Source organism: Streptococcus sp. NM (assembly GCF_003390135.1).
GTDB lineage: Bacteria > Bacillota > Bacilli > Lactobacillales > Streptococcaceae > Streptococcus.
Genome location: NZ_QUOS01000004.1, coordinates 39,046 through 57,253 on the forward strand (window position 1 = coordinate 39,046; position 18,208 = coordinate 57,253).

Consider the following 18,208-nt stretch of genomic DNA (forward strand, 5'->3'; position numbering starts at 1 on the left):
TTTCAGATATAATAGTATAGTTAGTAAATATGGAGGTAAGAACATTGGCAAACATTAAATCAGCTATCAAACGCGCTGAATTGAACGTTAAACAAAACGAAAAGAACTCAGCTCAAAAATCAGCTATGCGTACTGCTATCAAAGCTTTCGAGGCAAACCCATCTGAAGAACTTTTCCGTGCTGCTAGCTCAGCTATCGATAAAGCAGAAACTAAAGGTTTGATTCACAAAAACAAAGCAAGCCGTGACAAAGCTCGTCTTTCAGCTAAACTTGCTAAATAAGAAACAGTCCATAGAGGCTGTTTTTTTGTCCCCAAATAGGAAAAGGTAGAAAATGAAAATCGCAATTATCGGATATTCTGGTGCTGGTAAGTCAACTCTAGCTGAAAAGTTGTCTCACTACTACTCCATTCCAAAACTTCATATGGACACACTCCAATTTCAACCTGGTTGGCAAGACAGTGACCGCGAATGGATGTTGACTGAGATGAAAAACTTTCTCACCAAGCATGAAGCTTGGGTCATTGATGGTAATTATTCTTGGTGCTATTACGAAGAAAGAATGAAAGAAGCTGACCAAATCATCTTTCTCAATTTTTCGCCATTGACCTGTCTCTTTCGAGCCTTTAAACGGTATCTCACATACCGAGGCAAGGTCAGAGAAAGTATGGCAGCTGGTTGTCAAGAACAATTTAATTGGGAGTTTATCAGATGGATTCTCTGGGATGGGCGGAGCAAATCCGCTAAGGAACGCTACAAGTGGGGTCAAGAAATCTATCCAGATAAAGTTGTCATCCTTAGGTCTCAAAAGGAGATAGATTACTTTTTAGTGACTCTCGAAAAAAAGAAGAAAAAACAGCGTGAATAACGTTAGTACTATTTTGGAAGACAAAGCTCCTTTTTGGGGGCTATTTTTCCAAAAGATTTTCTTCATTATTTACCAATCTATCCTATCTAAAACTCTGAATTCTATAGAAATGAAAAGGGACATTCACTGTCCCTTTTATCAATTTTTAGATTTTGAATATACAATAATCACAATCGCTAGGCCTCAAATCCTATTTACTCATTTGGAACAAGTATTAGGGAAGACGGGTATTATATTTCGCTTTAATAAATAATAGGTAATGGAATGAGTGTTATAACCTTAATCTGAAAAAATAAAGGTTTCAGCTACTAAAAATGTGCAAGAAAAGCTTGATTTCATAAACTTTATCAGCTTCGTTACTATAACCTAGCCCCCAGTCATACTTAGCCCCAAGTAATTTCCAATTGATAGCTGGCAAAGGGATGTCCCTCTTGATTTTGTAGTTGATAATCTAGCTCAATCTTTTGCCCATCAACTTCATAACGACTCGTTTGGATGATAAACTCCTGCATACCCATAGGTGTCGGAATATAGGCTAAACTATCACTATCCTTTAAAAAGCGCATAATGGTCTTGGGATTGGAAAATCGGTTCATCACAAGTTCTTGACCATGAAATTTAATCACTACTTTTTCCTTTTCCTCATTATAGAAAAGCAGGTAGCTATAATCTCCTTTTTCATGCACTTCAACATCATAAAGCTGATCAATCACTTCCAACTGCTCATCAAACTGAATCGTATTTCGCATCCGAATCTTCACGTCAGGTCCTCTTTCTTGTCTCTTGTCCTACTATTTTACCAAAAACTCTGGCTTTTTGCTATAATGGTCATATGAACGAAAAAGTATTCCGTGACCCAGTTCACAACTACATCCATGTCAATAATCAAATCATCTATGACTTGATTAATACAAAAGAATTTCAGCGTTTGCGTCGTATCAAACAACTAGGAACTTCCAGTTATACCTTCCACGGTGGGGAGCACAGCCGCTTCTCCCACTGTCTAGGAGTCTATGAAATTGCACGACGCATCACAGAGATTTTCGAAGAAAAATATCCTGAGGAATGGAATCCTGCCGAGTCTCTCTTGACCATGACCGCTGCTCTTTTACACGACCTTGGGCATGGTGCCTACTCTCATACTTTTGAACATCTCTTTGATACAGACCATGAGGCCATTACTCAGGAGATTATCCAAAGTCCTGAAACGGAGATTCACCAAGTCCTGCTACAAGTAGCGCCAGACTTTCCAGAAAAGGTAGCCAGTGTTATTGATCATACCTATCCTAACAAGCAGGTCGTACAACTCATTTCTAGTCAGATTGATGCAGACCGCATGGACTATCTCTTGCGCGACTCCTATTTTACAGGAGCATCTTATGGAGAATTTGACCTGACTCGGATTCTTCGAGTCATTCGTCCTGTCGAAAATGGTATCGCCTTTCAGCGCAATGGCATGCACGCCATCGAAGACTACGTCCTCAGTCGCTACCAGATGTATATGCAGGTCTATTTCCACCCAGCAACACGGGCCATGGAAGTTCTCCTGCAGAATCTCCTCAAACGCGCCAAGGAACTCTATCCTAAAGACAAAGATTTCTTTGCACGAACATCTCCACATCTCCTGCCTTTCTTTGAAAAAAATGTGACCTTGTCTGACTATCTAGCTCTGGATGATGGTGTGATGAATACCTATTTCCAACTCTGGATGACCAGTCCTGACAAGATTCTCGCAGATTTGTCGCAACGCTTTGTCAACCGCAAGGTCTTTAAATCCATTACCTTTTCACAAGAAGATCAAGACCAGCTCGCTAGCATGAGAAAATTGGTTGAAGACATTGGCTTTGATCCCGACTACTATACTGCCATTCATAAGAACTTTGACCTCCCTTATGATATCTATCGTCCCGAATCTGAAAATCCACGGACACAGATTGAAATTTTACAAAAAAATGGAGAACTGGCCGAACTCTCTAGCCTGTCTCCTATCGTCCAATCCCTTGCTGGCAGTCGCCACGGAGATAATCGTTTCTATTTTCCAAAAGAAATGTTGGACCAAAACAGTATCTTCGCAAGCATTACCCAGCAATTTTTACACTTGATTGAGAACGATCATTTTACCCCAAATAAAAACTAGAAGAGGAAATTTATGAGTATTAAACTAATCGCCGTCGATATCGACGGAACCCTAGTCAATAGCCAAAAGGAGATTACTCCTGAAGTCTTTTCTGCCATCCAAGATGCAAAAGAAGCTGGTGTCAAAGTCGTCATTGCAACTGGCCGCCCTATTGCAGGTGTTGCCAAACTTCTCGACGACTTGCAGTTGAGAGACGAGGGTGACTATGTTGTGACTTTCAATGGTGCCCTTGTCCAAGAAACTGCTACAGGACATGAGATTATAAGCGAATCCTTGACTTATGAGGATTATCTGGATATGGAATTCCTCAGTCGTAAGCTCGGTGTCCACATGCATGCCATTACCAAGGATGGTATCTATACTGCCAATCGTAATATCGGAAAATATACAGTGCACGAATCAACCCTCGTCAGCATGCCCATCTTCTACCGCACTCCTGAAGAAATGGCTGACAAGGAAATTGTCAAATGTATGTTCATCGATGAACCAGAAATCCTCGATGCTGCAATTGCAAAGATACCAGCCGAATTTTACGAGCGCTACTCTATCAACAAGTCTGCTCCTTTCTACCTCGAACTCCTTAAAAAGAATGTAGACAAGGGTTCAGCTATTACCCACTTAGCTGAAAAACTCGGATTGACCAAAGATGAAACCATGGCTATCGGTGACGAAGAAAATGACCGCGCCATGCTGGAAGTCGTTGGCAACCCTGTAGTCATGGAAAACGGAAATCCAGAAATCAAAAAAATCGCCAAATACATCACTAAATCTAATGATGAATCTGGTGTTGCCCATGCTATTCGTACATGGGTATTGTAAAAGGAAAGAATAGATGAAAACCGCTCAGTTGAGCGGTTTTTAGTATGAACATATCACAATAAGAGTTAATCAATAAATTGAATGGCTGTTATATCAAATGGAGACTTTATCACTCTGGTAATTCTACCTCCAAGCTCATATCCGAAAGTACAGCGAATCACTTCCTTTAGTCAAACATATAACTGAACAACATTGTTTATCTTCCTGCACTTTCATATTTTTTCAATCCTTTTCTAAAAATTGTACGACTGATAATAATCAAAAAAACTGTAAAAACTATTTGATAGAAAAATAGGTTCAATGTATCTTTCCCTAAAAATATTAATACTGCAGGATTGGCAATTAATAAATTGGGAACAAATAACATAGTGATCAATCTGTTAATACCTGTAAAAATATTATATGGATACTTAGAAATTCCAATATAATTCAAAAATACATCTACTTTTGAAAATTTAGTTGGGAACCAAAATGAACTAATCGTTATTAGAAACCAAATTGAATAATATATAATACAACCACACATTAAAGAAAGGATATAAAATAATATTTTTAATGAATTTAAATGTATATTTAAATTTCCATAACTTATAAAAATGATCGCAAGACCAAAAAAAGTATTCACGAATTGAACTAAATTAAATGATCTAAAAATATAGAACAACTGAGTATCAAACGGCCTCAATAAAATTTGATCCAAGTTACCACTCAAAATATCTGATTCTAAAATTCCCATACTTCTAATTAACAATCCCATCATAACTCCATCTACAATAGTGTAGGAACCTACCAAAAATAAAATTTGATAATAGTCCCAACCATTAAAAGAGTCTATGTTTAAGAAAATCAATCTAAAAAATACAATAGGTAAACCAATCCACAGTATCGACGAAAATAGACCACAAAAGAAGTCAAAATGAAAATTCATATCAGATTTAAAACCAAAATGAAGTAGCCTAAAAATTACTTTTATTCTAAACATTTTATCCTCCCACATTTGAGAATTGCTCCACTCCTTTTCTCAATATGAATCTTGATATAATATAAAAAATGATGCACCAAATCAATTGAATACAAATAATTCTCAAATAGTCTATTAATTTATATGTATCATTACTAAACATCTGAAGCGGTTCATATACTAAGTATTTAAAAGGTAATACATCTAAAAACAGACGAAAATTATTTGAAAAAAACTTAAAGGCAATAATATTCCTGATAAAAACTGAATTACTATTTCTTTAACAGTAAGGACAAAAAATATATTTTCTAACCAAAAAGAAAGCATACCTACACAACATGATATTAAAAACCATAGAACCATAGATAGAATAATTGCAATACTTCCTAAAATAAGAATTTCAATGGTTAATAACTCATTCTTGTAATAAACACTGGAGAATAAAATGACAGGAATGATGATAAATAATAAATGAGCAAGCCTATCTCCAAGCATTTTACAAAAATAATACTTATAAAAAGTAACAGGTTTTATTAATATGCTAAAAAAATTTCCTGAATGAACATCGTCATTGATTTCCCAATCAACTGGATAAAAAACAAAATATGAAAAAATTATAGTCCCCAAATAGTATTGAACCATTGAGGTAAAATCATATCCTGCTATATTTATCTGGTTACTCTGATATATATACGTCCATAAAAATACTGATATCATAATTTGTATACTTGCCTGTAACATTAACAATAGTACACTTGATTTATAGTTCAAAATAGATCGAAATGATATCAGAATAATAGACATTTCTTTTTTCAATTGTGCTCCTTTTTTGTAAAATAGTTTTGTAAAATAATTTCTTCTAAAGAAAGATTTGATATTTCAAAATCTTCTATATCTACAAGCTTATTGATTGATTCTAATGTCTCAAAGACAAAATCTCTAGGTATTTTTAGTATACATTCCGATTTTGTTTGAGAAATGACTACTACTCCTTTAACAGAGCATAACTCTGGTACAAAATCTAATGTCATTTTTATCTTTAAATATTTAAAATCAGAAAATTTAGATAAAATAACATCCATTGACTCCTGCAAAATAATTTTTCCTTTGTCAATGACGATTAATTCGTCACAAACAGACGAAATATCATCCATATCATGACTCGTTAAAATAATAGTAGTATGACATTCTTCATTCATTTTCTTTAAAAATGTTCTGATATCTTTTTTAGACTGTATATCTAACCCTATAGTAGGCTCGTCTAAAAATAATATTTCCGGACTTGTTAAAGATGCCGCGATAAACTCCATTTTCATTTTTTGTCCAAGAGAGAGGGTCCGGACCTGCTGGTAAAGCTGATCTTTTACATTCAACAAATTGCTTAATTCCTGAATTCGTTCTTGTAAAATCGCCGGTTCTACCTCATATAAAGTACCAATCAATTGAAAATAATCCATAGCCGAAACATCTTGAAATAACTGTAATTTATTTCCTACTACTATTGAAATTTTTTTTCTAAAATTTATACTTCTTTTAAATGGAATTTCTCCATTCACTTCTAATTTTCCGGAACTAGGATAAAGAGTCCCAGTCAACATTTTAATCGTTGTGGATTTACCAGCTCCATTACTCCCAATAAAGCCAACTATACTCCCTCTCTTAATCGTAAAACTAATATCTTGAACAGCTCGAATCGTTATTTGATTACGTTTCAAAAATCTCTTGATAAATGGGAGTCTTGAATCAAAATTATAAAAATTTTTAGATAAATTCTGAGCATTAATAACTATTTCACTCATATATCTCTCCTTTCGATAAAATATATTTACTTGTACTTTTTCCATACTTTACCAAAATGCTAAAGATTGAGCTAAAATCTTCGGGATGGGTAAAATAATAGATGTTAAATATATGTCTTCGTGTACTTCTGTTATTAAATCAATAATCCTCTGACTACTCTTAGAAGATATCAAAAATTCCGACCACAACGTTTCTTATTGATTTTATAACGGTTATAGTAATCATACATTTAAAGATTCAAATTCCATAATCCATTCCTTGCTATTCATAAATTACCTCCATTTTTTATAGTCAGTCTAATATCTACAATTTTCTATATAATATTATTGTATCATTATTTTATATATTCGTATATAAATAAGACAATATTCCTCATAACTAATTTACATTAAACAGAGATAAATCAGTCAAAAATTAATTATTTAACTAACATAGCGAGCATAAATAACTTATACCTATAAAGACTTACTCCTATGATCTACTTAACCTCATAATCATCAAAATCAAAACAAATATTTAGTCAAATTTTGGTCACACTTTGGTCAAAAATTCCAAAAATACTAAGTTATTTTAAATATTCTCCTTTTTTGTTAAAATTTCACCAGTTTCAGCATATAAAGGTAAATTATATCTTCTTACTTTTTTCCAAAACAGCAACAGCCTTATCAGAATATAAAACCATAGCTTCAATCCTCTTTTACATCATCTTCAATATCTAGTTTCACTTCAAAAGGAATACTTCTAGTTAAAACACATTGCTTCAAAAATAACTTTACAGCAGTTGTCATATCTAAACCTAATTCATTAAAAATTGCAGTTGCTTCTTTTTTTAAATCATCATCAACTCTAACAGCAATTTGTGGCATAGTATTTTCTCCTTTTTATTCTGTATGTCTATTGTATCACTTCCAGACAGACAAATTCAAATTTTTATACATATTAAATACAAAATAAAATAGACCAGCTTCCTGATCTACTTTATTCTATATTCATAAAAATCAAAACAAATTTTTGGTCAAATTTTGGTCAACGTTTGGTCAAAAAAACAAAATATACTATACTATTTTAAAAAACTAAATTGTGATGATTGCCTATAAATAAAGACTTTGAATATTCTTTTTGTTTCTTTACACTTCTTAAAATGCCCCCTGCCGGAATCGAACCAGCAACTACTCCTTAGGAGGGAGTTGTTATATCCATTGAACTAAGGGAGCTAGATAAAAACTCTGCTGAAGAAGCAGAGTTTTTTAGTCGAATTAACGACGGATTTCTTTGATACGAGCTGCTTTACCTTGAAGAGCACGCAAGTAGTACAATTTCGCACGACGTACTTTACCGTAACGAACAACTTCGATTTTTTCAACACGTGGAGTGTGGATTGGGAAGATACGCTCAACACCTACACCGTTAGAGATTTTACGAACTGTGTAGTTTTCTGAGATACCAGCACCTTTACGTGCGATAACAACACCTTCAAAAATCTGGATACGTTCACGGTTACCTTCGACAACTTTCGCGTGTACACGAACAGTGTCACCAGGACGGAATGATGGGATATCTGTACGAAGTTGACCTTCAGTCAAGCTTTGGATTAATGGATTCATTTTATTCTCCTATCTTTGTCAATCTTGAGGAACCTTCCTCAGCGGATAAACTGTATTTTTGTGCGTCCATTACACACAAGATACAGTTTACCAAATTTCCATAAAAAAGTAAAGAAATTTATAGCAGAATTCCTAAAAAAATCGCAATCAAACCACCTAGGTAGGTCAAAGTCAGGTAAGAATAAAAGACCTTCTTATCACTTAACAGTCTTTGAAGTTCGTCATTCAAGGTCGAAAAAGTTGTCAAACCTCCGCAAAATCCTGTTGCTAGAATAGCATAGACTTCCTTAGACTCCACATGGTTGTAGAGCAAGCCAATCAAAAAACAACCCAAAAGATTGACTATGAGCGTTCCGAATGGCAATTTAGAAGCTTGATTATAGCGGGAAAATAAATAACGTACTAAAGCTCCGAAGCCACAAGCAATTGCAAGATAGACCATTACCATTTCTTCCTCCCTAGAAAATAAGCCAAGAGCAGACCTCCACCCACGCTTAAAATGAGATACAAGACTAAACTAAGATAACGCCCTATATCAAGCAGTTTTACAGCATCAAGCATGAGACTAGAAAAGGTTGTCAAACCACCACAAAAACCTGTACCCAATGCTAAAATAACTCCTTTACTTGTCCCCTTATAGACCAGATAGCCCTTGACAAGATAAACCAGGCAGAAAATTCCCAGATAGTTGACAAAGAGAGTTCCCCAAGGAAAGTCTGGACTGGCTGGTAACCAAGTGGAAACTAGGTAGCGAACGAGTCCACCCAACATAGCAGCTAGAAAAATCCCTAGCGGATAAAATTGTTCTTTTTTCATTTGATATTTTGATCCTGATAATCACGCGAACGTTTGAGTATGTCAGAAAAAGTCGCGACAATAGTTTCCTGATAGCGCTTGTCTTCTACACGATTTCTGACCTTTTCAAAAATAACTGCTTCTCTCTTGGTATCTAAAATCGGTTTCCCTGAATCCTTCTTATAAGCGACAACCCCTTCAACTAAATGCATTCGTTCTTCTAACAGTTTGACAATTTGATCGTCAATTTGATCAATTTCTTGACGAATAATATCTAAATCCATACAGTCTCCTCCTTTATTTGAATTATTGTATCAAAAAGCCACCAAATAGGCTAGTAAAATCCCAACTCACGATAAGAAAAATGCACTGATTGATTGCATCAGCGCACTTTTATGCTTATCCTACTTTAGCGGCCAATTCTTCTGCGAATTGTTCCAAGCGTTCAATGTCTTCTTCCTCAGCAGAGAGATCAACTTTGACACACTCTGAACCTTTTTCTGCCCCTGTCGCTACAAAAACGCGGTCAAAGTCATCGACAGCCTTACAGAATTCATCGTAGAAGGTATCTCCTGAGCCGACCACTCCGTAGATTTTGCCATTCAAGTTGAGGTCAGCTAGGTCTTCGTAGAAGTCCATCATCTCATCTGGCAATTCTCCATCACCATAAGTATAGGTCGCAACGATAGCGATGTCTGCTTCCAAGAAGTCTGAAGCGTCAACAGTTGTACATTCATCAACATCGACATCCAAGCCCAAGTCACGTAATTTGTCTGCTACAATATCTGCAATTTCTTCGGTATTACCGGTCATACTGGCAAATACAATTTTTGCTAATGCCATATCGTCCTCCTCAATTTATCTTTCTCCATTATATCACATCTTTTTCATTTTAAAAATAAAAATTCTTGTGCTACAATGAAATGAGAAAGAATTGAGGTTATTTATGGACATTTGCCATCAAATTTTAGAAAAAATCAAAGAATACGACACGATTATCATTCACCGTCATATGAAACCAGACCCAGATGCCTTGGGAAGTCAGGTGGGATTGAAAGCTCTTCTCAAACATCATTTCCCAGAAAAAACTATCAAAGCAGTTGGTTTTGATGAACCAACTCTTACTTGGATGGCTGAGATGGATTTTGTTGAAGATAGTGCCTACCAAGGCGCCCTTGTCATCGTCTGTGATACGGCCAATACTGCTCGTATCGATGATAAGCGCTATAGTCAAGGTGATTTTCTCATTAAGATTGACCACCATCCAAATGATGATGTATACGGTGACCTGTCTTGGGTAGATACTAGTTCAAGTAGCGCTAGTGAGATGATTACCCTATTTGCCCAAACAACCCAACTGGCCTTGTCAGATCGCGCTGCTGAATTGCTCTTTGCAGGTATTATTGGTGATACAGGTCGCTTCCTCTACCCTTCTACCACTGCACGGACCCTCCGTCTGGCTGCCTCTCTGAGAGAACATAACTTTGACTTTGCGGCTCTCACTCGCAAAATGGACACTATGAGTTACAAAATTGCTAAACTTCAAGGCTATATCTACGATCATCTGGAAGTGGATGAAAATGGCGCAGCTCGCGTGATTCTGAGTCAGGAAATCTTAAAACGATTCAATGTCACCGATGCGGAAACTGCAGCCATTGTAGGCGCACCTGGACGCATTGACAGTGTTAGTCTCTGGGGAATTTTTGTGGAGCAGGCTGATGGCCACTACCGAGTTCGCTTACGCAGTAAAATCCATCCTATCAATGAAATTGCCAAAGAACATGATGGTGGAGGCCACCCTCTAGCAAGCGGAGCTAATTCCTATAGTTTAGAAGAAAACGAAATCATCTACCAAAAGTTAAAAAACTTGCTTAAAAACTGATAAAATACTTGCCAAACTTTTCAGAATCTGATAGACTAGTAAGGTAACAATCTATGGCTCGCAAAGAGACCATGGCAGAAAGGAAATATTGCAAAATGAAAAAAGATATCCATCCAGAATATCGCCCAGTTGTCTTCATGGACACAACTACTGGTTACCAATTCCTTAGCGGTTCAACAAAACGCTCTAACGAAACAGTTGAGTTCGAAGGCGAAACTTACCCATTGATCCGTGTGGAAATTTCATCAGACTCACACCCATTCTACACTGGACGTCAAAAGTTCACTCAAGCAGATGGACGCGTGGATCGTTTCAACAAAAAATACGGTCTCAAATAATCAACCGCATTTATTGCTTAAAAACGTTGATACAAAGCCTTTTCCAAGAAATTGGAATTGGCTTTTTTTATTTTTAGTACCGTTTTTGGTACCGTCTTGGAAAACTAACCTTTTGCACTATCCAGGTAATCTACAAATTTTGTGATAGCTTTCTTCTCTCCTGCTACTGTAGAATGGCTATAAGTATCCAGGGTCATCTGACTACTTTCATGACCTAACCTTTTGGCTGCATTAACAGGATCTACACCCGTTTCAATCATCAAGGTAGCATGAGTATGCCTGAAGCCATGAGGAGTTATCTTCTTCAAGCCATTTTTCCTGATAATGGGCTATTTATAGTGCGGCAGCTGACAACCAACTGTCCTGTTAGGTACTGCATAGCGAGGTTTTCAATCATCATTTTTTCAATTTTTCGTCCAGAGAAAATCTCTTGTGAGTAGGCAATTAGAAGGCGTGGAAGTTACAATCTTCAAAGGTAGTCACTACTTTTTCAATAGTAAAGACGAGATGGTCTTGTGGCAAGAAAGAACGGATTTCTAGTGGTAAAGTTGTTTGATTTGTGTTATAGTGAATATGCATGGGATAGTCTTTCTAAATGCTTTATTGGGCAATTCTATTTTACCAAGACTATCGCAACCATGTAAAAAAGCAACGACAAATCCGTTGCTTTTTTGAAGATAAGAGACTATTGTCCCAGCCTCTTTTTCTTGATTAAAATCTATATCTAGTATATAATCAATCTATAACGTATAGATTGGAGATATATCATGGCTATAACATTATCAAAACAATACAATTTTAAACTGAATGAAGCTACTATGGAACAAGCTCGAAATATTATCAAGGAAAAGGGAATGACAATGACAGATGCTATTTCTTTATTTGTGGAGCAAATAGTCCTGGAGCAAGATTTGCCTATTAAGACGGCCGAAGATCTACATAGAGAACAGTTGATTGAGGAATTACAAGCCCAATCTGAACGAGCCTTGAGAGAATACGAGGCAGGAGAAGGCACTTCCCTAGACAATATGAGGGTACGCTATGGCTTATAAAGTGATAGCTTCAAAAGAGGTCGAGGAAGCTATCGACAATATACACAACTATATAGCTACGGTACTTCTATCACCTCAATCTGCCAAAAATACTGTGGCTAAAATTTTAGACAGCTTAAAAAGTTTAGAAATTTTTCCTGAAGCAGGTTTTGACGCTGATGAGAAAATCGGAATAAAAATTAACAGCAAGTATCCAACACGAGGAAAAATTATTGACCAATATGTTTTGCTTTACTTCATCGATCAAAAACGAAACACTGTTTTTTTATCTCACCTATTCCACACTAAAAGTGACTATGTCACTTTGCTACAAAAAGACAATAAAAAACAGCTCAACTGATTGAGACAACTTTCATTATTTTATAAGCTCCGAAATTTTAATTTTTGGCTCCGTCTTGGTTTAACAATACTGTATATATATAATGTTTTACAGCTACGCCCCCCTTTAGAAACGTTGATTTAATAACTATTTAAACACTATAGAGTATATCTTTGTAAAATTGGAATAAATCAATCAAGGAGAAGTCAAATATCACAAACACCTAAGTTAATAAAAATTATTGTTGACATTCTCTCTTATTTATACTAAACTATGGATAAGGATAGGATGATGTCGGGTGACTGGTAACAGTTTGCTCAAAGGTACTTGTTTTAGGTACAGGTTAGGTACTGCCTTCAGCTTTATGCTGTAAAGAACCCGCTCCACCACTGGTCCTATTCGTTTTACTCTTGGATTATATTCAAGAGTTTTTTCTTGTCAAAAAAAATCTCAAACACCTGAGACAACTTTCATTATTTTATAAGCTCCGAAATTTTAATTTTTGGCTCCGTCTTGGTTTAACAATACTGTATATATATAATATTTTACAGCTACACCCCTTTTAGAAACGTTGATTTAATAAGGATTTAAACACCATAGAGTATGTATATATATTTAAAATACGCTCTCAAATAATGATAAAAAGACAGCTTTGGCTGTTCTTTTTTGTTTCTTATTTTTATAAACCAACCACTGCTATTATTTCTTTATCAATCTTCAAGCTGATGCCGAGACCTGATTTAAATAGATTTAAAAAATATCGAAAAGAAGCTTGATATTGAGAATGGTCAAGATGATTGCAACCGTGTAACCTAGGATTGTGTTCCACTTGGCATTGGTAAATTCTCCCATTAGTGACTTCTTAGAAGTCAAATAGATTAAAGGAAAGATTGAAAACGGAAGAGCGATTGACAGAAAGACCTGTGAATAAACCAATAACTGATCCAAGGTTTTTCTTGATGTCCAAATAAGACGGCGACAATAATAACAGGTAGCAAGGCAAAAATCCGGGTACCGATACGAATCATCCACTGAGGCAATTTCAGATGCAAGAAACCTTCCATGACAATCTGTCCTGTTAAGGTACCTGTAATGGTCGAAGTCTTGCCACTTGCTAAGAGGGCTAGGGCAAATAAAGTTGACAGAGTTGAGCTGGCTATTGCTCCTGCTATTATCGAATCCTGTAAAGCATTGTACATTTGGGAGAATGCTGAAATTTCAGACGCATGAGCAAAAAAGAGCGATGCTCCTAAAATGAGAAGTAAGGAATTGTCAACAAAGGCTAGGGACAACTGAAGATTTGAGTCCCAGGTCATAAAACGAACAGCTTTTCAAATATCTTTCTTATCCTTATGGTTGATTTTCCTTATTTGGGGTAAGGATGAATGAAGATAGAGATTATGGGGCCTGACTGTCGCTCCTACAATCCCTAAAGCCAAGGTCAATTGACCCTCATGTCCTGGCAGGGGACTTTCAAATAAAGTCGAAGTCGGCAAATAACCACCAAAGATCCTCTGCATACTCGGATTAGATAAAGCCACCAGATAAGAAAAGAGGTTAAGATAAGGGTTGTAACAATAGCTTCAATCTTCTTAAAGCCAAATTTCATCAACAAAAGCAAAAGAAATACATCTAAAACGGTTAGAAGTATCGCGAACTTTATTGGTATTTTAAATAAAAGATTTAAGGCAATTGCTGAACCTAAAACCTCAGCCAAGTCTGTCGCTATCAAAGCTAATTCTAAAATCACCATAGATTATAGCGGAACCACTTGGGAGCATGATGAGCTGTTGCCTGCACTAGATCCATCCTAGTCACGATACCGAGCTTTCCAGCCATCTGTTGTAACTGCATGGAGATAATGGATGAAATCAAAATAACAAATAAGAGACTATGCTTGTAGGAAGCATCACCAACAACACTGGTAATCCAGTTTCCAGAATCCATATAACCAACTGCTACAAGAACTCCAGTCCCCAAAAATACTTTTAGATTTTGCAAAAATGATTGTTATTCGGAGTTTCAATAGATTGGTTGATTTCAGAAAGAGAGACCTTTTTGTAAGAAGACATCGGAATATTCACTTTCTAATCTTGTCTTTACCTATTTTATTAATGGATTTTTGAAAATATAATGAAAATAATTTCCTATTTCCAATTTATTCATATTATATCACATTTTGAAATGATTCTTAAGGAAAGCATGGTAGTTAAAACAAGCAAGAACAGTATTGAAAAAAACCAGCGTTTTCTGACGCTGGTTTTAAAAATATGAAAAATTTTTCTCAACTAGATTGCTTCTGTGACAAAACTACGGCTTTCAAGTACCTTAAGCATGGCGTTAGCTGTATCTAGGGCTGTGAAGAGGGGCACTCCGTGTTCAATAGCTGAACTGCGAATCTGCTCACCATCTTCATCTGCAGTTCGTTTGGTTCCTACTGTGTTAATGATAGCTTGGATTCTTCCTTTACGAACAAAGCTTGGAATATCCTTATCGTCATCACCAATCTTACCAACAGGTTGGGCTTGCAATCCATGACTAGCAAAGAAGGCTGCTGTCCCTTCTGTCGCGAGGATTCCATATCCAATATTTTGGAAACGACGAGCTAAGTCCAAGGCTTCTTCTTTGGCATCATCAGCAATAGTAAATACAACATTTCCAAAAGTTGGCAAGTGGAGGTAAGAAGCTTCAAAGGCCTTATAGAGAGCTTTTTCCAAAGTCGTATCAGAACCCATAACTTCCCCTGTTGACTTCATTTCCGGACCAAGTAAGCTGTCTACCTTAGCTAGTTTGGTAAAGGAGAAGACAGGTGCCTTGATATGAACGCGGGTGCTTTCAGGGTAAAGTCCATCTTGGTAGCCAAGTTCTTCAAGTTTTTGACCAAGAATGAGCTTGGTTGCTACTTGAGCCATAGGGATATTGGTCACTTTAGAAAGAAATGGAACCGTACGGCTGGCACGTGGATTGACCTCAATAACGTAGACTTTTTCATCCTTGATAACAAACTGGATGTTCATCATACCAAGACAGTTAAGACCAATTGCTAGGCGTTTTGTGTAGTCTGCAATGGTTTCCTGAACCTTTTGCGACAAGGTTTGTGGAGGATATACGGCCATTGAGTCACCTGAGTGGACACCAGCACGTTCGATATGCTCCATGATACCAGGGATAAGGACATTTTCACCATCTGAAATGGCATCAACTTCACACTCTTGTCCAACGATATAAGAATCAACAAGAACTGGGTGGTCTGGACTTGCCTTAACCGCAGTACGCATATAAGAACGAAGGTCTTCTTCGTTTTCAACGATTTCCATGGCACGTCCACCAAGTACATAAGATGGGCGGACAAGAACTGGGAAGCCAATCTTGCGAGCTGCAAGAACTGCTTCTTCTTCATTGGTAGCCGTTTGTCCTGGTGGCTGTGGAATGTCCAAATCTTTAAGAGCTTGCTCGAAGAGGTCGCGGTCTTCGGCACGGTCTAGGTCAGCAACCTGTGTACCAAGGATGGTCACACCTGCTTTTGCCAATGGCTCCGCAAGGTTGATGGCTGTTTGACCACCGAACTGAACGATAACACCTTTTGGTTGCTCCAAGTCAATGACATTCATAACATCTTCGAATGTCAATGGCTCAAAGTAAAGCTTATCTGATACAGAGAAGTCTGTAGAAACGGTTTCTGGGTTTGAGTTCATGATAATGGCTTCATAGCCAGCAGCCTGGATAGCCTTAACCGAGTGAACAGTTGCGTAGTCAAACTCAACCCCTTGACCGATACGGATTGGACCTGAACCTAGGACTAGTACAGATTCCTTATCAGACTTGATTGATTCATTTTCCCAACCATAGGTCGAATAGAAGTATGGTGTTTCAGAGTCAAATTCTGCCGCACAAGTATCTACCATCTTGTAGACTGGGACAATCTTGTTTTCCAAACGAAGCTGACGAACGTGCTCAGCAGTCATTTTCCAGAGTTCAGCAATCTTACGGTCTGAGAAACCATTGAGTTTGGCTGTTTTCAAGATTTCTAAATCTTGTGGATGGGCACCCAATTCCTGCTCAATTTCAAAGATGTGCAAGAGTTTATCAAGATAGAAGATATCAATCTTGGTCAATTCAGCAATCTCTTCAGGTGTATAACCACGACGAATAGCTTCTGATACGTAGAAGAGACGGTCATCTTGGGCTTTGACAACTTTTTCAATCAAGGCATCATCAGAAACTGCTGCAAGTTCAGGCATTTCATTGTGGTGCACCCCAATTTCAAGGGAACGACAGGCCTTAAGGAGAGATTCTTCGATGTTTCGACCGATTGCCATGACTTCTCCAGTGGCCTTCATCTGTGTCCCAAGACGGCGCTCACCTTTTTCAAACTTGTCAAATGGGAAACGTGGAATCTTGGCAACCACGTAGTCAAGGGCTGGTTCAAACATGGCATAGGTTGAACCTGTAACTGGGTTGATCACCTCATCCAAGGTCAAACCGACGGCAATCTTGGCAGCCAATTTGGCAATCGGATAACCTGTCGCCTTAGAAGCAAGGGCTGAAGAACGCGACACACGAGGGTTTACTTCGATGACATAGTACTTGAAGCTGTGGGGATCAAGGGCCAACTGAACGTTACATCCACCTTCAATCTTAAGGGCACGAATGATGCTCAAACTCGCGTCACGTAGCATTTGGTTTTCATAGTCTGACATGGTTTGCGCAGGGGCAAATACAATGGAATCCCCTGTGTGAATCCCAACTGGATCAAAGTTTTCCATGTTACAAACAACCAAAGCATTGTCTGCTGAGTCACGCATCACTTCGTATTCGATTTCCTTGAAACCTGCGATTGAACGTTCAATCAAACATTGGGTAACAGGTGACAATTTCAATCCATTTTCAGCGATTTCACGCAATTCTTCCTCATTAGCACACATTCCACCACCAGTACCACCTAGGGTAAAGGCTGGACGAACGATGACTGGGTAACCAATTGTCGCTGCAAAGGCAACAGCTTCTTCGACAGTGTTAACAATTTCAGATTCTGGAATTGGTTGCTCCAATTCTTCCATCAATTGTTTAAAGAGGTCACGGTCCTCCGCTTGATCAATGGCAGATAATTTAGTTCCCAGAAGTTCAACACCAAGCTCATCGAGGATACCATTTTTAGACAATTCCATGGCCATATTAAGACCAGTTTGCCCACCAAGGGTTGGAAGTAAGGCATCTGGACGTTCCTTACGAAGAATACGTGTCACAAACTCAAGTGTAATCGGTTCAATATAAACCTTATCAGCAATCTCCTTGTCCGTCATGATGGTTGCAGGGTTTGAGTTAACCAAAACAACCTCATAACCTTCCTCTTTCAACGACAAGCAAGCCTGGGTCCCAGCGTAGTCAAACTCAGCAGCTTGGCCAATAATAATCGGACCAGAACCAATCACCATAATTTTTTGAATATCAGTACGTTTAGGCATAGTTTATGATACAAAGCCCGTAAAGAACACAGTGGAAATAGGAAATTCGGTGCAGACGCCTTCAGCGTCAAGACGATGTTTATCTTTTTCACACAGTTCTTAGGGCGTGTTCACTTCCGCGAACAATGTATCTTCTCCTTTCTATTCGGCAACTCTCGGGTTGACATTA

The 18,208-nt window shown here is 37.4% G+C and carries 19 protein-coding genes, 1 tRNA gene and 3 pseudogenes; 8 read left to right on the plus strand and 15 right to left on the minus strand.

From position 1 onward, the window contains the following. The first annotated feature begins 44 nt into the window (after nucleotides 1-44). Entirely contained in the window at nucleotides 45-281 is a 237-nt protein-coding gene (gene rpsT / locus DXN33_RS07290) for a 30S ribosomal protein S20 (RefSeq protein ID WP_001274000.1), read from the plus strand. 52 nt (nucleotides 282-333) lie between these two features. Beyond that, a complete protein-coding gene (locus DXN33_RS07295; protein ID WP_094753720.1) occupies nucleotides 334-867 on the plus strand; it encodes a DNA topology modulation protein in 534 nt (177 codons plus the stop codon). Between the two features lie 383 nt (nucleotides 868-1,250). Here DXN33_RS07295 and DXN33_RS07305 read toward each other — a convergent pair whose 3' ends face one another. Continuing rightward, nucleotides 1,251-1,628, minus strand: coding sequence for a DUF1934 domain-containing protein (locus tag DXN33_RS07305; RefSeq protein WP_094753718.1), 378 nt, complete (start codon nucleotides 1,626-1,628; stop codon nucleotides 1,251-1,253). Between the two features lie 71 nt (nucleotides 1,629-1,699). Between DXN33_RS07305 and DXN33_RS07310 the strand changes: the two genes are divergently transcribed. Continuing rightward, complete coding sequence (locus DXN33_RS07310) at nucleotides 1,700-3,004, plus strand: HD domain-containing protein (RefSeq protein ID WP_049491559.1); 1,305 nt, start codon at nucleotides 1,700-1,702, stop codon at nucleotides 3,002-3,004. A 12-nt stretch (nucleotides 3,005-3,016) separates the two neighbouring features. Then, nucleotides 3,017-3,823 (plus strand): sugar-phosphatase, encoded by an 807-nt coding sequence (gene yidA, locus DXN33_RS07315; protein WP_115904734.1) that lies wholly within the window; start codon nucleotides 3,017-3,019, stop codon nucleotides 3,821-3,823. Between the two features lie 196 nt (nucleotides 3,824-4,019). On the opposite strand, the gene DXN33_RS07320 is transcribed toward yidA, so the two are convergent. From DXN33_RS07320 to DXN33_RS07370, 10 genes and pseudogenes are all read right to left on the minus strand, one after another. After that, nucleotides 4,020-4,805 carry an ABC transporter permease gene (locus DXN33_RS07320; protein ID WP_115904791.1) on the minus strand — a complete coding sequence of 262 codons (786 nt, stop codon included), beginning with the start codon at nucleotides 4,803-4,805 and terminating at the stop codon, nucleotides 4,020-4,022. A 1-nt stretch (nucleotide 4,806) separates the two neighbouring features. Further along, a pseudogene (locus DXN33_RS07325) lies at nucleotides 4,807-5,588 on the minus strand (ABC transporter permease). Nucleotides 5,589-5,596: 8 nt separating this feature from the next. Continuing rightward, entirely contained in the window at nucleotides 5,597-6,583 is a 987-nt protein-coding gene (locus DXN33_RS07330; protein WP_084863178.1) for an ATP-binding cassette domain-containing protein, read from the minus strand. A 687-nt stretch (nucleotides 6,584-7,270) separates the two neighbouring features. Then, nucleotides 7,271-7,450 (minus strand): type II toxin-antitoxin system RelB/DinJ family antitoxin, encoded by a 180-nt coding sequence (locus DXN33_RS07340; RefSeq protein WP_084863177.1) that lies wholly within the window; start codon nucleotides 7,448-7,450, stop codon nucleotides 7,271-7,273. Nucleotides 7,451-7,726: 276 nt separating this feature from the next. Continuing rightward, nucleotides 7,727-7,798 (minus strand) — tRNA-Arg (locus tag DXN33_RS07345). Nucleotides 7,799-7,840: 42 nt separating this feature from the next. After that, nucleotides 7,841-8,188, minus strand: coding sequence for a 50S ribosomal protein L19 (gene rplS / locus DXN33_RS07350; protein WP_001068669.1), 348 nt, complete (start codon nucleotides 8,186-8,188; stop codon nucleotides 7,841-7,843). A 118-nt stretch (nucleotides 8,189-8,306) separates the two neighbouring features. Further along, complete coding sequence (crcB, locus tag DXN33_RS07355; protein WP_115904735.1) at nucleotides 8,307-8,636, minus strand: fluoride efflux transporter CrcB; 330 nt, start codon at nucleotides 8,634-8,636, stop codon at nucleotides 8,307-8,309. Continuing rightward, complete coding sequence (crcB, locus tag DXN33_RS07360; protein ID WP_115904736.1) at nucleotides 8,630-9,004, minus strand: fluoride efflux transporter CrcB; 375 nt, start codon at nucleotides 9,002-9,004, stop codon at nucleotides 8,630-8,632. The genes crcB (DXN33_RS07355) and crcB (DXN33_RS07360) overlap by 7 nt, the downstream gene beginning before the upstream one ends. After that, a complete protein-coding gene (locus DXN33_RS07365) occupies nucleotides 9,001-9,267 on the minus strand; it encodes a chorismate mutase (RefSeq protein ID WP_049552564.1) in 267 nt (88 codons plus the stop codon). Before DXN33_RS07365 ends, crcB (DXN33_RS07360) begins: the two co-directional genes overlap by 4 nt. 115 nt (nucleotides 9,268-9,382) lie before the next feature. Then, the gene (locus DXN33_RS07370; RefSeq protein ID WP_001162125.1) at nucleotides 9,383-9,826 is read right to left on the minus strand and encodes a flavodoxin; all 444 of its coding nucleotides are present in this window, start codon (nucleotides 9,824-9,826) and stop codon (nucleotides 9,383-9,385) included. Between the two features lie 103 nt (nucleotides 9,827-9,929). Between DXN33_RS07370 and DXN33_RS07375 the strand changes: the two genes are divergently transcribed. After that, on the plus strand, nucleotides 9,930-10,865 hold the full coding sequence (locus DXN33_RS07375; protein WP_024057206.1) for a bifunctional oligoribonuclease/PAP phosphatase NrnA: 936 nt from the start codon (nucleotides 9,930-9,932) through the stop codon (nucleotides 10,863-10,865). 95 nt (nucleotides 10,866-10,960) lie between these two features. After that, nucleotides 10,961-11,203, plus strand: a complete 243-nt coding sequence (locus DXN33_RS07380) for a type B 50S ribosomal protein L31 (RefSeq protein WP_000710764.1) — start codon at nucleotides 10,961-10,963, stop codon at nucleotides 11,201-11,203. A gap of 104 nt (nucleotides 11,204-11,307) precedes the next feature. On the opposite strand, the pseudogene DXN33_RS07385 reads toward DXN33_RS07380, so the two are convergent. Both DXN33_RS07385 and DXN33_RS09820 read right to left on the minus strand, forming a co-directional pair. Continuing rightward, nucleotides 11,308-11,529 (minus strand): annotated as a pseudogene (locus tag DXN33_RS07385) (tyrosine-type recombinase/integrase); the annotation flags it as partial. A gap of 118 nt (nucleotides 11,530-11,647) precedes the next feature. Continuing rightward, entirely contained in the window at nucleotides 11,648-11,782 is a 135-nt protein-coding gene (locus DXN33_RS09820) for a hypothetical protein (protein WP_258864238.1), read from the minus strand. Nucleotides 11,783-11,970: 188 nt separating this feature from the next. Between DXN33_RS09820 and DXN33_RS07390 the strand changes: the two genes are divergently transcribed. Together DXN33_RS07390 and DXN33_RS07395 are read left to right on the plus strand one after the other, a co-directional pair. Then, on the plus strand, nucleotides 11,971-12,255 hold the full coding sequence (locus DXN33_RS07390) for a type II toxin-antitoxin system RelB/DinJ family antitoxin (RefSeq protein WP_049491505.1): 285 nt from the start codon (nucleotides 11,971-11,973) through the stop codon (nucleotides 12,253-12,255). Then, complete coding sequence (locus DXN33_RS07395; protein ID WP_049491503.1) at nucleotides 12,245-12,595, plus strand: type II toxin-antitoxin system RelE/ParE family toxin; 351 nt, start codon at nucleotides 12,245-12,247, stop codon at nucleotides 12,593-12,595. The genes DXN33_RS07390 and DXN33_RS07395 overlap by 11 nt, the downstream gene beginning before the upstream one ends. A 729-nt stretch (nucleotides 12,596-13,324) precedes the next feature. Here DXN33_RS07395 and DXN33_RS07400 read toward each other — a convergent pair. Continuing rightward, a pseudogene (locus DXN33_RS07400) lies at nucleotides 13,325-14,646 on the minus strand (Nramp family divalent metal transporter). A 216-nt stretch (nucleotides 14,647-14,862) separates the two neighbouring features. Then, a complete protein-coding gene (gene carB / locus DXN33_RS07405; protein WP_115904737.1) occupies nucleotides 14,863-18,039 on the minus strand; it encodes a carbamoyl-phosphate synthase large subunit in 3,177 nt (1,058 codons plus the stop codon). Nucleotides 18,040-18,208: the final 169 nt, after the last annotated feature.

Bases quoted from the DNA above. Each gene is read 5' to 3' on its own strand.
- DXN33_RS07295 (WP_094753720.1), top strand. From the start codon at position 334: ATGAAAATCGCAATTATCGGATATTCTGGTGCTGGTAAGTCAACTCTA.
- DXN33_RS07310 (WP_049491559.1), top strand. From the start codon at position 1,700: ATGAACGAAAAAGTATTCCGTGACCCAGTTCACAACTACATCCATGTC.
- yidA (WP_115904734.1), top strand. From the start codon at position 3,017: ATGAGTATTAAACTAATCGCCGTCGATATCGACGGAACCCTAGTCAAT.
- DXN33_RS07320 (WP_115904791.1), bottom strand. From the start codon at position 4,805: ATGTTTAGAATAAAAGTAATTTTTAGGCTACTTCATTTTGGTTTTAAA.
- DXN33_RS07330 (WP_084863178.1), bottom strand. From the start codon at position 6,583: ATGAGTGAAATAGTTATTAATGCTCAGAATTTATCTAAAAATTTTTAT.
- DXN33_RS07340 (WP_084863177.1), bottom strand. From the start codon at position 7,450: ATGCCACAAATTGCTGTTAGAGTTGATGATGATTTAAAAAAAGAAGCA.
- rplS (WP_001068669.1), bottom strand. From the start codon at position 8,188: ATGAATCCATTAATCCAAAGCTTGACTGAAGGTCAACTTCGTACAGAT.
- crcB (WP_115904735.1), bottom strand. From the start codon at position 8,636: ATGGTAATGGTCTATCTTGCAATTGCTTGTGGCTTCGGAGCTTTAGTA.
- crcB (WP_115904736.1), bottom strand. From the start codon at position 9,004: ATGAAAAAAGAACAATTTTATCCGCTAGGGATTTTTCTAGCTGCTATG.
- DXN33_RS07365 (WP_049552564.1), bottom strand. From the start codon at position 9,267: ATGGATTTAGATATTATTCGTCAAGAAATTGATCAAATTGACGATCAA.
- DXN33_RS07370 (WP_001162125.1), bottom strand. From the start codon at position 9,826: ATGGCATTAGCAAAAATTGTATTTGCCAGTATGACCGGTAATACCGAA.
- DXN33_RS07375 (WP_024057206.1), top strand. From the start codon at position 9,930: ATGGACATTTGCCATCAAATTTTAGAAAAAATCAAAGAATACGACACG.
- DXN33_RS07380 (WP_000710764.1), top strand. From the start codon at position 10,961: ATGAAAAAAGATATCCATCCAGAATATCGCCCAGTTGTCTTCATGGAC.
- DXN33_RS09820 (WP_258864238.1), bottom strand. From the start codon at position 11,782: ATGCATATTCACTATAACACAAATCAAACAACTTTACCACTAGAAATC.
- DXN33_RS07390 (WP_049491505.1), top strand. From the start codon at position 11,971: ATGGCTATAACATTATCAAAACAATACAATTTTAAACTGAATGAAGCT.
- DXN33_RS07395 (WP_049491503.1), top strand. From the start codon at position 12,245: ATGGCTTATAAAGTGATAGCTTCAAAAGAGGTCGAGGAAGCTATCGAC.
- carB (WP_115904737.1), bottom strand. From the start codon at position 18,039: ATGCCTAAACGTACTGATATTCAAAAAATTATGGTGATTGGTTCTGGT.